Genomic DNA, 13,317 nt, shown 5'->3' with positions numbered 1-13,317 from the left:
CCTGTGGGAGGGAGCTTGCTCCCGATTGCGGTGTGTCAGTGACATATAAGTGCCTGACACACTGCTATCGGGAGCAAGCCCCCTCCCACATTTGATCGCGAGCAAGTCGAGTCGTCGCACCGCCCCTCCCACAGTTGATCGCATGCACCTTAAGGCCGTCTTCAACTCGCCCTCTCCCCTCTCCCCCGTTATACTTGTCGGCTTTCCTGAATTAATGCCAACTAGGGTCCCGCCGCGCATGGATAAGACCTACCAGCCGCACGCTATTGAAACTTCCTGGTACCAGACCTGGGAGTCCGAGAACTATTTCGCTCCGCAAGGCGCGGGCGATTCCTACACCATCATGATTCCGCCACCGAACGTCACTGGCAGCCTGCACATGGGCCATGGCTTCAACAATGCGATCATGGATGCGTTGATCCGTTTCCGTCGCATGCAGGGCCGCAACACCCTGTGGCAACCGGGCACCGACCACGCCGGTATCGCCACGCAGATGCTGGTGGAACGCCAACTCGAAGCCACCGGCCAGAGCCGTCACGACCTGGGCCGCGAAAAATTCCTGGAAAAAGTCTGGGAATGGAAGGATCAGTCCGGCGGCAACATCAGCCGTCAGATCCGTCGCCTGGGCTCGTCCGTCGATTGGAGCCGCGAGCGCTTCACCATGGACGACGGTCTGTCGGAAGCCGTGAAAGAAGCCTTCGTGCGCCTGCATGAAGACGGCCTGATCTACCGCGGCAAGCGCCTGGTCAACTGGGACACCAAGTTGCACACGGCAATTTCCGACCTCGAAGTGGAAAACCACGACGAGAAAGGCTTCCTGTGGAACCTCAAGTACCCGCTGGCCGATGGCGCCAAGACCGCTGAAGGCAACGACTACCTGATCGTCGCCACTACCCGTCCGGAAACCATGCTCGGCGATGCCGCCGTGGCCGTTAACCCGAACGATGAGCGCTACCAGGCCCTGATCGGCAAGTTCGTCGAGCTGCCGCTGGTTGGCCGGCGTATCCCGATCATCGCCGACGACTATTGCGACCCTGAATTCGGCACCGGCTGCGTGAAGATCACCCCGGCCCACGACTTCAACGACTACGAAGTCGGCAAGCGCCACAACCTGCCGCTGATGAACATCTTCGACAAGAACGCTGCCGTGCTGCCGGCCTGCCAGGTGTTCAACCTCGACGGCACGCTGAACGACAGCATCGACGGCAAGATCCCGGCCGAATACGCCGGCCTCGACCGTTTCGAAGCGCGCAAGCAGATCGTTGCCGCCTTCGACGCCGCCGGCCTGCTGGTCAGCGTCGACGACCATAACCTGAAAGTGCCGAAGGGCGACCGCTCCGGCACTATCATCGAGCCTTGGCTGACCGACCAGTGGTACGTGTCCACCAAGCCGCTGGCCGAGCCGGCGATTGCTGCCGTGGAAGATGGCCGTATCCAGTTCGTGCCCAAGCAATACGAAAACATGTACTTCTCGTGGATGCGCGACATCCAGGACTGGTGCATCAGCCGTCAGCTGTGGTGGGGCCACCGCATTCCGGCCTGGTACGACGAGTCGGGCAAGGTCTATGTCGGCCGCGACGAAGCCGAAGTGCGCGCCAAGCACAACCTCGGCCCGGACGTAGCCTTGCAACAGGACAACGACGTACTGGACACCTGGTTCAGCTCGGGCCTGTGGACCTTCTCGACCCTGGGCTGGCCGCAGCAGACCGAATTCCTGAAGAAATTCCACTCCACCGACGTGCTGGTCACCGGTTTCGACATCATTTTCTTCTGGGTCGCCCGGATGATCATGATGACCATGCACCTGATGAAGAACGAGGACGGTACCCCGCAGGTGCCGTTCAAGACCGTGTACGTCCATGGCCTGGTGCGTGATGGCCAGGGCCAGAAGATGTCCAAGTCCAAGGGCAACGTCCTTGACCCGCTGGACATCATCGACGGCATCGACCTGGAATCCCTGGTGCAGAAACGCACCTCGGGCCTGATGCAGCCGAAACTCGCGAAAAAGATCGAGAAGCAGACCCGCGACGAGTTCGCCGACGGCATCGCCAGCTACGGCACCGACGCCCTGCGCTTCACCTTCTGCTCGCTGGCGTCCACCGGTCGCGACATCAAGTTCGACATGGGCCGCGTCGAAGGCTATCGCAACTTCTGCAACAAGATCTGGAACGCGGCGCGCTACGTGCTGGATAAAGGCGAAGACTGCGGGCAGAACGGCGAAGCCGTCGAACTGTCCCTGGCCGACCGCTGGATCATCTCGCAGTTGCAGCGCACCGAAGCCGAAGTGACCCGCCAACTCGACCAGTTCCGTTTCGACCTGGCCGCACAAGCCTTGTACGAGTTCATCTGGAACCAGTATTGCGACTGGTACCTGGAACTGTCCAAGCCAGTGCTGTGGGACGAAAACGCGCCGGTCGAACGCCAGCGCGGCACCCGTCGCACCCTGGTGCGCGTACTCGAAGTGGCGCTGCGCCTGGCGCACCCGTTCATGCCGTTCATCACCGAAGAAATCTGGCAGCGCCTCGCGCCGCTGGCCGGTGTCCAAGGTAAGACCATCATGCTGCAACCTTGGCCGGTGGCCAACGAAGCCCGCATCGATGAGGCTGCCGAAAGCGATATCGAATGGCTCAAGAGCCTGATGCTCGGCACGCGCAACATCCGCGCCGAGATGAACATCGGCCCGGGCAAGCCACTGGCGGTATTCGTGAAGAACGCCAGCGCCGAGGACCAGCGTCGCCTCACCGAGAACGATGCGCTGCTCAAGAAGCTGGCCAAGCTGGAGTCGATCACCGTGTTGGCGGCTGGCGCCGAAGCGCCACTGTCGGCGACCGCACTGGTCGGCGACATGGAAGTGCTGGTGCCGATGGCCGGCCTGATCGACAAGGGCGCGGAACTGGCCCGTCTCGACAAGGAAATCCTGCGCCTGCAAGGCGAAGTGCAGCGGGTCGGCGGCAAGCTGTCCAACGCGGCATTCGTCGACAAGGCACCGGCTGAAGTGATCGAGAAAGAACGCGCCAAACTGGCCGAGGCTGAACAGGCCCTGGGCAAGCTGGCGGAGCAACATGCGCGGATTTCCAGCCTGTAAGGGCTAGCCGTGTGAAAAAAGAGACCTGCGGGTCTCTTTTTTTTCCTTTGCAAACCCGATCAATGTGGGAGGGGGCTTGCTCCCGATAGCGGTGGCTCAGTCAAACAGTTGGTGACTGATACTTTGCTATCGGGAGCAAGCCCCCTCCCACATTTGAACGGGGTCGCCTCAAGAATGTGTGACAATACCCGTCACTTTTGAAACAACCCCAGAATCGATGCAGCCATGACTTCCCCCAGCACACCGAAACCTTCGCGCAAGAAGCCTAAAACCGCCACCACGGCCAAACCCGTCGTGCCGCGCAAAGAGGCCACCCTGCACCCGCGCAACCGCCACCAGGGTCGTTACGACTTCCCGGCGCTGATCAAGACCACGCCGGAACTGGCGGAGTTCGTGATCATTAACCCTTACGGCAAGGAAAGCATCGACTTCGCCAGCCCGGACGCGGTACGGGTGTTCAACCGGGCGCTGTTGAAGTCCTTCTATGGCGTGCAGCATTGGGACATCCCGGCGGATTACCTGTGCCCGCCGGTGCCGGGGCGTGCCGACTATGTACACTTCCTCGCCGACCTGCTGGCCAGCGTCAATGACGGCGAAATCCCCCGTGGCGCGCCGGTCAAGGTGCTGGACATCGGCATGGGCGCCAACTGCGTCTACCCGCTGATCGGCTACAGCGAATACCGCTGGCACTTCCTCGGTTCGGAAGTCGACCCCACCGCCGTCGCTGCCGCCAAGGCCATCGTGCAGTCCAACGGCCTGAACAAGGCGATCCAACTGCGTCAGCAGAGCAATCCCAAGCATATTCTGCTGGGCCTGCTGGAACCCGGCGAGCGCTTTGACCTGACCATGTGCAACCCGCCGTTCCACGCGTCCATGGACGAAGCCACCAAGGGCAGCGAACGCAAATGGCGCGCCTTGGGCAAGGCCGATCCGAAACGCAAGTTGCCAGTGCTGAACTTCGGCGGCCAGTCGGCCGAGCTGTGGTGTGAAGGCGGTGAAGCGCGCTTCGTAACGCAATTGATCGCCGAGAGCGCGCACTTTGCCCACAAGGTGCTGTGGTTCAGCACCCTGGTGTCGAAAGCCTCGAACCTGCCCGCGATCCAGACGGCGCTGAAAAAGGCCGGTGTACTGGCGAGCCAGGTGGTGGAAATGTCCCAAGGGCAGAAGCAGAGCCGGTTTGTCGCCTGGACCTTCCAGACCCCATCCGAGCAGCAGGTGTGGCGTCAGCGCTGGGCACGCAAAGACTGAGCCCAAATCCCGGGCAACAAAAAACCGTGCCCGGATCGCTCCGGCGCACGGTTTTTTTTGCTGCGTCTTACTTGTTAACAGCGTCGGTCAGGCCTTTGGCCACAACCAGCTTGATAACTTTCTTGGCAGCGATTTCGATGGCAGCGCCAGTCGAAGGGTTACGGCCAGTACGGGCAGGACGCTCGGTCACTTTCAGTTTGCCAACGCCTGGCAGAGTGATTTCGCCGCCGTTTTCCAGCTGATCAGCAACAATTTGGCTCAGTTGATCCAGCAGAGCGCGCACGGTGGTTTTCGGTGCGTCTACTGCTTCAGCCAGGTCGGCGATCAGTTGGTCTTTAGTAATAGCCATTGTGGTGTTCCTTCCCTATCAAATTCATATGGATTGCAGAGTGCGGTGTCAGCCGTCGAGCCCGACCGTCAAGGCCTGGCATCCCCGGCTATAACCACGGAGATCGGGGTTATAGATGCTTGAATCGGGGATTGGTTCGACCTGACAAGTGCTGAATGCACGCTTAACGCCGAGTCTTGGGCGTAAGACCGGGCAAAACTAGCACAGAGACGGGGAAATATCCGCCTCTACCTACCCATTTGGTCAGCTTTATCGCTCTAAACCGTGAAAAAAAGGCATATGGCCCGTCGGAGGGCTTCCAAAACACCTTCCAAGCACGTCTTGGCCAATGGGTGCGGTACACTGGGCGACTTTTCGGGGAGGCCAACCGCTCCCCTATCAACCAGCCGAGAAGCCTATGCCGATCCGTCATTGCATCGTCCACCTGATCGACAAAAAACCCGACGGCACACCCGCAGTTCTCCACGCCCGCGACTCCGAGCTTGCCGAGTCGGCCGCGATCGAGAACATGCTTGCCGACCTCAACGAGAGCTACAACGCCAAACAAGGCAAGGCCTGGGGTTTCTTCCATGCCGAGTCGGGCGCGCACCCGTTCAGCGGCTGGTTGAAGGAATATTTCGAGGGTGGCCAGGATTTCACCACGTTCAGCCGCACCGCCGTCGAACACCTGCAGAAGCTGATGGAAGAGTCCAACCTGTCCACCGGTGGCCACGTGCTGTTTGCCCACTACCAGCAAGGCATGACCGACTACCTGGCCATCGCCCTGCTGCACCACAGCGAAGGCGTGGCGGTCACCGACGAACTGGACGTGACCCCATCGCGCCACCTCGACCTGGGCCAGTTGCACCTGGCGGCGCGGATCAACGTGTCAGAGTGGCAGAACAACAAGCAGTCCAAGCAGTACATCTCGTTTATCAAAGGCAAGAACGGCAAGAAAGTCTCGGAATACTTCCGCGACTTTATCGGCTGCCAGGAAGGCGTCGACGGCCCAGGCGAAACACGCACCCTGCTCAAGGCGTTCAGCGACTTCGTTGAAAGCGAGGACCTGCCCGACGAAACTGCCCGCGAAAAAACCAAGACCCTGGTGGACTATGCCAGCAGCCAGGCCAAGCTCGGCGAGCCGATGGGCCTGGAAGAATTGTCGGGTTTGATCGATGAAGATCGGCCTAAGGCGTTCTACGACCATATCCGCAACAAAGACTACGGCCTGTCGCCGGAGATCCCGGCCGACAAACGCACCCTCAACCAGTTCCGCCGCTTCACCGGACGCGCCGAGGGGCTGTCGATCAGTTTTGAAGCGCACCTTCTGGGCGACAAGATCGAGTACGACGAAGCCGCCGGCACCCTGATCATCAAGGGCCTGCCGACCCAACTGACCGACCAGCTCAAGCGCCGTAACTGATGCTCGGCGGGGTCTTTAAAAAAGTCCTGCTGGTGTTGCTGGTGGTGGTGGTGATCCAGAACTGGGGCAAGGTCGAACGGCTGTTCAACCCGTCCCAGGGGGTCTCCGAGCAGACGCGGGCCTCGGCGCGCGTGGTGCTCTATTCGACCGAGTGGTGTGGCTACTGCAAACAGATCCGCCGCTTCCTCGACCAGAAAGGTATTCCGTACCAGGCGTTCGATATCGACAAAAACGCCGCAGCGCGCAAGGCCTATGAGGCATTGGGCGGTGGTGGGATTCCGTTTGTGGACGTGAATGGCACGTTGATTCGCGAGTACAGCCCTGACGCGATCATGGCGGCGCTGAAGTAATCAGCGCACCACGATCATCCGTCCCAACACCGTGTGCTGCTCGAACCCCAGCACCGCCTGCAACGCATTCAGCACCGCGTGCGGATCGTTACTCGGGAAGCTGCCACTGACACGCCGGGCGCCCAGCTCGTCGTTGAGCAGTAGGATGCGGCCAGGGTAGTAACGGCGCAAATCCTCGATCACGTCGGCCAGCGGCGCCTTGTAGTAGTTGAGCCAGCCGTCGCGCCAGGCCAGGCGTGTTTCGCTGTCGACCGCGTGCCAGGGCTCGACGACACCATCGGCGTAGGCCACTTGCTGACCCGCCGTAAGAATTTGCTGCTGCGCCTGCTTGGCCGGTGTGACGCCGACCCGCCCCGACAACACCGTCACCTGCGCGCCCGCCGGTTGCAGGCGCACTTCGAACTGCGTGCCCAGCACCCGCGTTTCACCGCTGCCCGCTTCCACCACAAATGCCGCGCCGGTGTGAGTCACGCTGAAAAAGCCCGCACCGCGACGCAATTGGACATGCCGCTCACCCTGGCTGAAATCCACGGCGATGGCGCTGTCGGCATCCAGGGTGACGTGGGATTGATCGGCCAGGGTCACGGTTTTCACCTCGCCCGGCGCCGTGACGTAATCCGCGCCAAAGTCCTCGACCCAACGCGACGGTTGCCAGCCGGCGCCCATCGACAGCATCACCAGCAGGCACGCGGCCATTGCCAGCACGCCGGCCCCGCGCACGACCCGCGAGCGTTTCGAGGTGTGCATCGCATTCAGGTAACCCTGCAAGGCCAACGCGTCTTCATCCGCCAGTTTGCGCGCCGGTACTTCGCTCAACTCCCAGAGCAATTGGGCCTGGGAATAGGCCTGGACATGTGCCGGGTCGGCCTGCAGCCAACGGCTGAAGGTGGCCTGGTCGCCGCTGCTGGGCTGGTCGTGCAACAGGCTCAGCCAAGCCAATGCGGCCTGTTGCTGGTCGGGCGTCGGGGTGACGTTCACGGTGCTTTCCCTAGCGTGCGTGGAGGCGATGGCTCACGAAGGCTGGCTTTGCAGGCTTCGAGGGCACGCATCATATGTTTTTCCACGGCACTTTGGGACAGCCCCATGGCCTTGGCGATTTGCGCGTACTTGCGGCCGTGGATGCGGTTGAGCAGGAAGATCTGGCGGGTGCGCTCGGGCAATCTGCGCAAGGCGGCCTCGACGTGACGCAGGTCGTTGCCGGCCTCCAGCGCAGCCTGGGGCTCGGAGCCCTGATTGTCCTGCTGCTCGGGCAACCAGCCTTCGTTGCTGCGCACCCGCGCGCTTTCGCTGCGCAGGTGGTCGATGGCGATATTGCCGGCGCAGCGTAGCAGGTACGTGCTGAGTTCTTCGACCTGCACCAGCGGCCGGCGCCAGAAACGCAGGAACAAGTCCTGCACCAGGTCGGCCGCCGTGGCGCGACAGCCCACGCGCCGGCTGACCAGCGCTTCCATCTGCGAACGCTGGGACAAAAACACCTGCAGGAAATGCGCACGCCCACCCGCCGCGTCAGCGGGCTGGCTGTCCTGGGGTTCCGGTGGCGGACTGATCATCATGCGCAGCTCACAGGGTGGCGAAGGCCGCGACGGGGCTGGCCAGCAGGCCAACGCCCGCCAGGCTCAAGGCCAACCTTGGCCGATACGGCAACAGCAGCACCAGCAGCAGCGCGCTGAACATCAACACCGCGCACCACTCCACCAGGCCCTGGGCCCAGCCCGTGGCGGCCACCGCCGGCCAGATCGATAGCGTCAGCAGCCACCCACCAGCCACGCGCAACCCCAAGCGGCGACGCGGCGACGGCTTGCTACGCAGCAGTTCGCCATGGTGACGGTCGGTAGACAGGCACAGTGCGGTAAACCCGACGTAGCACATCAGCCATGCAAGCAACATTCAGTGCGCCTCCGATTTGAGATTGAGCGGGCGCGCCCTTTCGGCCTTGGGCTCGGGCGCCGAGCGACGGTGCATCTTCCAGGCGGCCCAGGCGAGAAACACACCGCTGCCCAGGCACGTCAGGTCGAAGCCGGCCATGGCCCAGTCGCCCGTCGCCAGCGACACGCCCAGGTGGTGCGAGGTGGTCAGCGCGTTGAGCAGAGGGATCGCGCTAAACAACAGTGCGCCAACGCTCAGTTGCTCGACCCAGGCCTCGCGCCCTCGACGCAGCACGGCGTGCAACAGGCTCAGGCCCCAGACGATAAAGAAGACCTGCACTTCCCAGTCGGAACGCTCGGCAACGCTCACCGGCAGCAAACGGTTGGCCCAGAAGAACGCCGCAATGGCGAGCAACAGCCCGGACATACTGGCGATATTCAGCACTTCCACCAGGCGCAGCTCAAACGGCATGCCCCCGGTTTTGGCGTGCTTGAGCTGGCGCTTGCCGAGCCAGATCACCAGCCCGGTGCCGATCATCGCCGTACCCGCCAGCCCGCAGATAAAGTACAGCCAGCGCAACACCGGACCGGCGAAATGACCCATGTGCAGGCCATAAAAACTGCCGCCGATCGCCGCCGGCAGCGATTGCTCGGCGCTGACCCGCAGCAGCTCGCCGGTGCTGCCGTTGAACGACACGGTGCTGCCGAAATCATGCGCCACGCGGTCGGCACCGGCGCGGAACACATTGACCGAGGCGTTCACATCACTTGGGTTATTCACCGCCAGCCGCCCGACATGCCCACCCGCCCACTGCGCCCGCGCCTGTTCGTACATCGGCAGCAACGGCAACAAGGTGCCGGGCTGGCCGAGCGCAGGCGCATTGTCGGTGGCGGGGAACACGTCGTTGAAGAAGGCCCGACTGTCGTTGCCGTAAGAGGCCACGATGGGGGCCGGCATGACCATGCTCATGAAGATCACCAGGCTGCTGTAGGTGATCATCAAATGAAACGGCAGCACCAGTACGCCCACTGCGTTATGCCCGTCGAGCCAGGAGCGCTGCCCCTTGCGAGGGCGGAAGGTGAAGAAGTCCTTGAAGATTTTTTTGTGAGTGATGATGCCGGAGATCAACGCGACCAACATCACCATCGCGGCAAGGGTGGATAACCAGCGACCCCAGGGATGCGGCATTTGCAACTGGAAGTGGAAGCGGTAGAAGAACTCGCCACCCTTGCTTTCACGGGCCTGCACGGCTTGGCCGCTGACCGGGTCGAGGACTTTCTGGATGAAGTCGCCACGTTTGCTCGGGTCGACCTTGTCTTGCCACATGACCGACAGGCCAGGGTCGCGGCTGTCCGGCAAGGTGATAAACCAGCGTGCGGCGTTGGGCGCATGCTGTTGCAAGTAGGCTTGGGCCACCGCGAGGCTGCGCCCATCGTCCAACGGGTGGACCTGCACTTCGGGCTGGGTCCAATGGCTGATTTCATCTTTGAAATACGACAAGGTGCCCGTCAGAAAAATCGCAAACAGCAGCCAGCCAAAGATCAGTCCGACCCAGGTGTGCAACCAGGCCATCGCCTGGCGAAATCCTTCTTTCATGTGCGTGCCATCCATACACCCACACCCGCCAGGGTCGCGAACAACGCGCTCGGCAGCATCACGCCACACCACGCACGCCAAGCCGTGCGGCAGGCAAAGCACCACAGCACCGCCAACAGGTAGAACACAAACGAACTCATCATCCCGGTGATCACCGCGTCGGCGCGGGACGTGGGCAGCCACAGCGCCAGGCAGATGGCGGCCAGGGACGCCATCAGATAGCCGCCGAGCACAGCGGCCAATGCGCGTGACGTGACCGCGAGGCGGTAAGCGGCGGGAAGCGAGGTTTTGCTTTTCATGCAGGAAGCGCCAGGTTCATCAGAGCGCAATATTAATGATAAATATTCTCATAAGCAAAAGAGAACGGATGAATCACCTGCCTGAAGGCAAAACCTAACTGCCCGCCAGGCAACTCGGGGTGCCTGCGACCAAGGCGTCGATGGCGCAGCGCGTCTTGGCCGGCATGTGCGCCGCCGTGGGCCAGATCACATGGATCGGCGCGGGCTGCTCGCGGTAGCTCGGCAGTACCGCTTCCAGTTGCCCGCGCAGCACATAGTGCGCAATCAGCCAACTCGGCAACCAGGCCAGGCCCACGCCGGCGATGGCGGCATCGGCCACGGCCTGGAGGTCGTCCATCATCAGCGGCGACGCGACCTGCACACGGTGTGGGCGGCCTTGGGCGTCGTTGAGCTGCCACTCCAGGCGCGGCGCAGTGCAGCGGTAGGCAATGCCGCGGTGTCCGGCCAAATCCTCAAGGCGCTCGATTCGCCCGACGCGCTGCAAATACGCCGGGGCTGCCGCCAGGCCGATGGCCTGCTCGCCCAGGCGCCGCGCGCTTAGGCGGTCGGTGTCGGGTAGCGCGCCGATGCGCACCGCCAGATCGAAGCCTTCCTGGGCCACGTCGATCAGTCGGTCAGAAAACGAAATATCAATCTCCAACTGCGCAAAACGATCCAGCAGGCCCCACAGCGCCGGTGCCGCGTAGTGATGCCCGAAAGCCAGTGGCAAGCTCGCCCTCAAGCGCCCGCGTGGCTGCTGCCGACCGCTTTCCAGCACCGATTCGGCCGCTTCCAGCTCGGCCAGCGCGCGCAGGCAATGCTCGTAATAGGCCTGCCCGTCCTCGGTCAACCGCTGGCGGCGGGTGGAGCGCTGCAACAGGCACGTGCCCAGGCGTGCCTCGAGTCGCGCCAAGCCTTTGCCCACGGCCGAACGGGTAAGGTTCAGCCGCTCGGCGGCTTCGGTCAGGTTGCCGCTCTCGACGATCTGCAGAAAGAGTTCAACGCCATCAAAACGTGGGGTGGCCATGCTGTAATTGTCGCCCTTAATTCCCTGATTGAAGGAAAACTTGTCACGAATAAAGAATCTGCTTCCCGCGAGAATGGCACGCTCCCCCTCTCGAAAGGAAGACCCCATGCCTCCCGCCGTCGCTGTATCGGCTGTCAGCGCATCAAGCACCGCCAGAAACGCGCTCGCCCTCACTGCCGTGTGCCTCGTGGCGCTGATGTTCGGCCTGGAAATCTCCAGCGTGCCGGTGATCCTGCCCACGCTGGAACAGCAACTGGGCACCGGTTTCCAGGATGCCCAATGGATCATGAACGCCTACACCCTGGCCTGCACCAGCGTGCTGATGGCTGCCGGTACGTTGGCCGACCGCTTTGGCCGGCGACGCATGCTGGTGCTGTGCCTGTGGCTATTCGGCCTGGCCTCGCTGGCCTGTGGGCTGGCCGAAGACGCGTCCCTGCTGATCGGGGCGCGTTTCGTCCAGGGCGTGGGTGCCGGGGCGATGATGATCTGCCAGTTCGCGATTTTGTCGCACCAGTTCCGTGAGCCTGCAGCGCGGGCGCGGGCATTCGCGGTGTGGGGTGTGATTGCGGGCCTGGGCCTGGGCTTCGGGCCGATGGTTGGGGCGTTGATCCTGGCGGTTGCGGACTGGCGCTGGGTGTTTCTCGTGCATGTGCCGCTCACGCTGCTGACCCTGGTGCTGCTGCATGTCAGCGTGCAGGAGTCGCGCGATCCGGCCGGTAATCGCCTCGATATCGCCGGCATGGTCACCTTGACGCTGTCGGTGTTTGCGCTGGTTTACTTCATCACCCAAGGCACCGAGAACGGCTTTGGCGCACCGGCCATGCTCGGCTGGGCAGGCTTGTCGCTGGCCGCGCTGCTGCTGTTCATCTTCATTGAGCGGCGCAGCGCCCATCCTATGTTCGACTTCTCGGTGTTTCGCCTCCAACGTTTCAACGGCGCGTTGATGGGTTCGATCGGCATGAACTTCAGCTTCTGGCCGTTCATGATCTACCTGCCGTTGTACTTCCAGGCGGGCCTGGGCTACGACACCCTGACCACCGGCGGCGCCCTGCTCGCCTATACCCTGCCCACCTTGCTGGTGCCGCCGCTGGCCGAACGCCTGGCCCTGCGCTACGGCGCCGAACGGATCATCCCGTTGGGTCTGGGGGTGATGGGCACGGGCTTTATGGCCATGGCCGCTGCCAATGGCGCCGCGCATCCAAGCATCGGGCTGGTGCTGTTCAGTTGCGCGATGGCCGGCGTGGGCCTGGCGCTGACCAACTCACCGACGACCAACACCACCACCGGTTCGGTGTCGGCGGATCGTGCGGGCATGGCCTCGGGGATCGACCTCAGCGCGCGGCTGATCACCCTGGCGATCAATATCGCGCTGATGGGCCTGGTGCTCTTGCTGGGGATCAGCCATCAACTGGCCGAGGTGTTGCCGGCCACCAGCGCACTGGATTGGCCCGCCATCAGTCAGAACATTGCAGCGGGCAAGCTGGAGGGGCTGACATCAATGGGCCTGGCGCGTCCGGATGCCGAGGCGGCGCTACGCCATGGCGCCGGTTGGGCGATGCTGTTTGCGGGCGCGGGGGCTGGCGGGCTGGCGCTGTTAAGCAGGTATTTCTTCCGACGCGGCAGGTAAACAAAAACGGGCCTGCATCAGCAGGCCCGTTCTCAGTTGGGAATGAAAAAACTGTCAGCTATTAATTGCAGCGTTTTCGTTTTCCAGGAATTCCTCTTCAAGCGCGTCATCATTCACTTTGTTGGCCGGCACATTTTTCGCAGCAGCGCGTGGCTTGCCTTGCAGTTTGCCGAACAGATGTTCCAACGCATGGTCCAGCTTGATCGCTGCACCGTCGATCGCCTGTTCCAGGGTATCGGCTTTATGCAGTACCGAAAGCGGTTGATGGCCCTTTGGCCGTGCTTCCAGGCGGCAGCTTAAATCGTGGGGACCGGGCTTGTCGCCGTTCTCATCCCGCAGGTAGACCTCAACGCGGGTCAGGTCTTCGTCATAACGTTCGAGCGTGCTTTCAATGGTATTACGTACCCACTCCTCCAGTCGGATGCTGCTTTCAATATGGTTATCGCTATTGACTTGGATTTGCATAGTTCTTCCCTTATTTCAGCTAGC

At 62.3% G+C, this 13,317-nt stretch carries 13 protein-coding genes; 5 read left to right on the top strand and 8 right to left on the bottom strand.

From position 1 onward, the window contains the following. The first annotated feature begins 238 nt into the window (after nt 1–238). Together ACP7CJ_RS00695 and rlmF are read left to right on the top strand one after the other, a co-directional pair. Nucleotides 239–3,085: a valine--tRNA ligase gene (locus ACP7CJ_RS00695; RefSeq protein WP_426099655.1), complete on the top strand. Its 2,847-nt coding sequence runs from the start codon at nt 239–241 to the stop codon at nt 3,083–3,085. 225 nt (nt 3,086–3,310) lie between these two features. After that, a complete protein-coding gene (gene rlmF, locus ACP7CJ_RS00690; RefSeq protein WP_276196634.1) occupies nt 3,311–4,333 on the top strand; it encodes a 23S rRNA (adenine(1618)-N(6))-methyltransferase RlmF in 1,023 nt (340 codons plus the stop codon). A 67-nt stretch (nt 4,334–4,400) separates the two neighbouring features. On the opposite strand, the gene ACP7CJ_RS00685 is transcribed toward rlmF, so the two are convergent. Then, entirely contained in the window at nt 4,401–4,682 is a 282-nt protein-coding gene (locus ACP7CJ_RS00685) for an HU family DNA-binding protein (protein ID WP_003212743.1), read from the bottom strand. 397 nt (nt 4,683–5,079) lie between these two features. Between ACP7CJ_RS00685 and yejK the strand changes: the two genes are divergently transcribed. Both yejK and ACP7CJ_RS00675 read left to right on the top strand, forming a co-directional pair. Next, the gene (gene yejK, locus ACP7CJ_RS00680; protein WP_247405233.1) at nt 5,080–6,084 is read left to right on the top strand and encodes a nucleoid-associated protein YejK; all 1,005 of its coding nucleotides are present in this window, start codon (nt 5,080–5,082) and stop codon (nt 6,082–6,084) included. After that, nucleotides 6,084–6,434, top strand: a complete 351-nt coding sequence (locus ACP7CJ_RS00675; RefSeq protein WP_276196633.1) for a glutaredoxin family protein — start codon at nt 6,084–6,086, stop codon at nt 6,432–6,434. Before yejK ends, ACP7CJ_RS00675 begins: the two co-directional genes overlap by 1 nt. Here the strand turns inward: ACP7CJ_RS00675 and ACP7CJ_RS00670 are convergent, their stop codons facing one another. The 6 genes from ACP7CJ_RS00670 to ACP7CJ_RS00645 all read right to left on the bottom strand — a co-directional run bounded on the left by ACP7CJ_RS00670 (nt 6,435) and on the right by ACP7CJ_RS00645 (nt 11,201). Continuing rightward, nucleotides 6,435–7,412 carry a FecR family protein gene (locus ACP7CJ_RS00670; RefSeq protein WP_276196632.1) on the bottom strand — a complete coding sequence of 326 codons (978 nt, stop codon included), beginning with the start codon at nt 7,410–7,412 and terminating at the stop codon, nt 6,435–6,437. It abuts the gene before it with no gap. Further along, the gene (locus ACP7CJ_RS00665; RefSeq protein ID WP_276196631.1) at nt 7,409–7,987 is read right to left on the bottom strand and encodes an RNA polymerase sigma factor; all 579 of its coding nucleotides are present in this window, start codon (nt 7,985–7,987) and stop codon (nt 7,409–7,411) included. The genes ACP7CJ_RS00670 and ACP7CJ_RS00665 overlap by 4 nt, the downstream gene beginning before the upstream one ends. A gap of 7 nt (nt 7,988–7,994) precedes the next feature. Beyond that, on the bottom strand, nt 7,995–8,321 hold the full coding sequence (locus ACP7CJ_RS00660) for a DUF3325 domain-containing protein (RefSeq protein WP_276196630.1): 327 nt from the start codon (nt 8,319–8,321) through the stop codon (nt 7,995–7,997). Further along, nucleotides 8,322–9,896, bottom strand: coding sequence for a PepSY domain-containing protein (locus tag ACP7CJ_RS00655; protein WP_426099656.1), 1,575 nt, complete (start codon nt 9,894–9,896; stop codon nt 8,322–8,324). Next, a complete protein-coding gene (locus ACP7CJ_RS00650; RefSeq protein ID WP_247408408.1) occupies nt 9,893–10,195 on the bottom strand; it encodes a DUF3649 domain-containing protein in 303 nt (100 codons plus the stop codon). Before ACP7CJ_RS00650 ends, ACP7CJ_RS00655 begins: the two co-directional genes overlap by 4 nt. 94 nt (nt 10,196–10,289) lie before the next feature. After that, nucleotides 10,290–11,201, bottom strand: a complete 912-nt coding sequence (locus tag ACP7CJ_RS00645) for a LysR family transcriptional regulator (RefSeq protein WP_253393513.1) — start codon at nt 11,199–11,201, stop codon at nt 10,290–10,292. Nucleotides 11,202–11,307: 106 nt separating this feature from the next. Here ACP7CJ_RS00645 and ACP7CJ_RS00640 point away from each other — a divergent pair, with 106 nt between their 5' ends. Continuing rightward, a complete protein-coding gene (locus tag ACP7CJ_RS00640; RefSeq protein ID WP_426099657.1) occupies nt 11,308–12,828 on the top strand; it encodes an MFS transporter in 1,521 nt (506 codons plus the stop codon). A gap of 54 nt (nt 12,829–12,882) precedes the next feature. Here ACP7CJ_RS00640 and ACP7CJ_RS00635 read toward each other — a convergent pair whose 3' ends face one another. Next, a complete protein-coding gene (locus ACP7CJ_RS00635; RefSeq protein ID WP_247405840.1) occupies nt 12,883–13,293 on the bottom strand; it encodes an HPF/RaiA family ribosome-associated protein in 411 nt (136 codons plus the stop codon). Between the last annotated feature and the right edge of the window lie 24 nt (nt 13,294–13,317).

The organism is Pseudomonas sp. PSPC3-2 (genome assembly GCF_049897085.1).
GTDB classification, from domain to species: domain Bacteria; phylum Pseudomonadota; class Gammaproteobacteria; order Pseudomonadales; family Pseudomonadaceae; genus Aquipseudomonas; species Aquipseudomonas paraveronii.
The sequence above is the reverse complement of the archived record's forward strand: the minus strand, read 5'-3'. Positions and strand labels throughout refer to the sequence as shown.

Bases quoted from the DNA above. Each gene is read 5' to 3' on its own strand.
- ACP7CJ_RS00695 (WP_426099655.1), top strand. From the start codon at position 239: ATGGATAAGACCTACCAGCCGCACGCTATTGAAACTTCCTGGTACCAG.
- rlmF (WP_276196634.1), top strand. From the start codon at position 3,311: ATGACTTCCCCCAGCACACCGAAACCTTCGCGCAAGAAGCCTAAAACC.
- ACP7CJ_RS00685 (WP_003212743.1), bottom strand. From the start codon at position 4,682: ATGGCTATTACTAAAGACCAACTGATCGCCGACCTGGCTGAAGCAGTA.
- yejK (WP_247405233.1), top strand. From the start codon at position 5,080: ATGCCGATCCGTCATTGCATCGTCCACCTGATCGACAAAAAACCCGAC.
- ACP7CJ_RS00675 (WP_276196633.1), top strand. From the start codon at position 6,084: ATGCTCGGCGGGGTCTTTAAAAAAGTCCTGCTGGTGTTGCTGGTGGTG.
- ACP7CJ_RS00665 (WP_276196631.1), bottom strand. From the start codon at position 7,987: ATGATGATCAGTCCGCCACCGGAACCCCAGGACAGCCAGCCCGCTGAC.
- ACP7CJ_RS00660 (WP_276196630.1), bottom strand. From the start codon at position 8,321: ATGTTGCTTGCATGGCTGATGTGCTACGTCGGGTTTACCGCACTGTGC.
- ACP7CJ_RS00655 (WP_426099656.1), bottom strand. From the start codon at position 9,896: ATGAAAGAAGGATTTCGCCAGGCGATGGCCTGGTTGCACACCTGGGTC.
- ACP7CJ_RS00650 (WP_247408408.1), bottom strand. From the start codon at position 10,195: ATGAAAAGCAAAACCTCGCTTCCCGCCGCTTACCGCCTCGCGGTCACG.
- ACP7CJ_RS00645 (WP_253393513.1), bottom strand. From the start codon at position 11,201: ATGGCCACCCCACGTTTTGATGGCGTTGAACTCTTTCTGCAGATCGTC.
- ACP7CJ_RS00640 (WP_426099657.1), top strand. From the start codon at position 11,308: ATGCCTCCCGCCGTCGCTGTATCGGCTGTCAGCGCATCAAGCACCGCC.
- ACP7CJ_RS00635 (WP_247405840.1), bottom strand. From the start codon at position 13,293: ATGCAAATCCAAGTCAATAGCGATAACCATATTGAAAGCAGCATCCGA.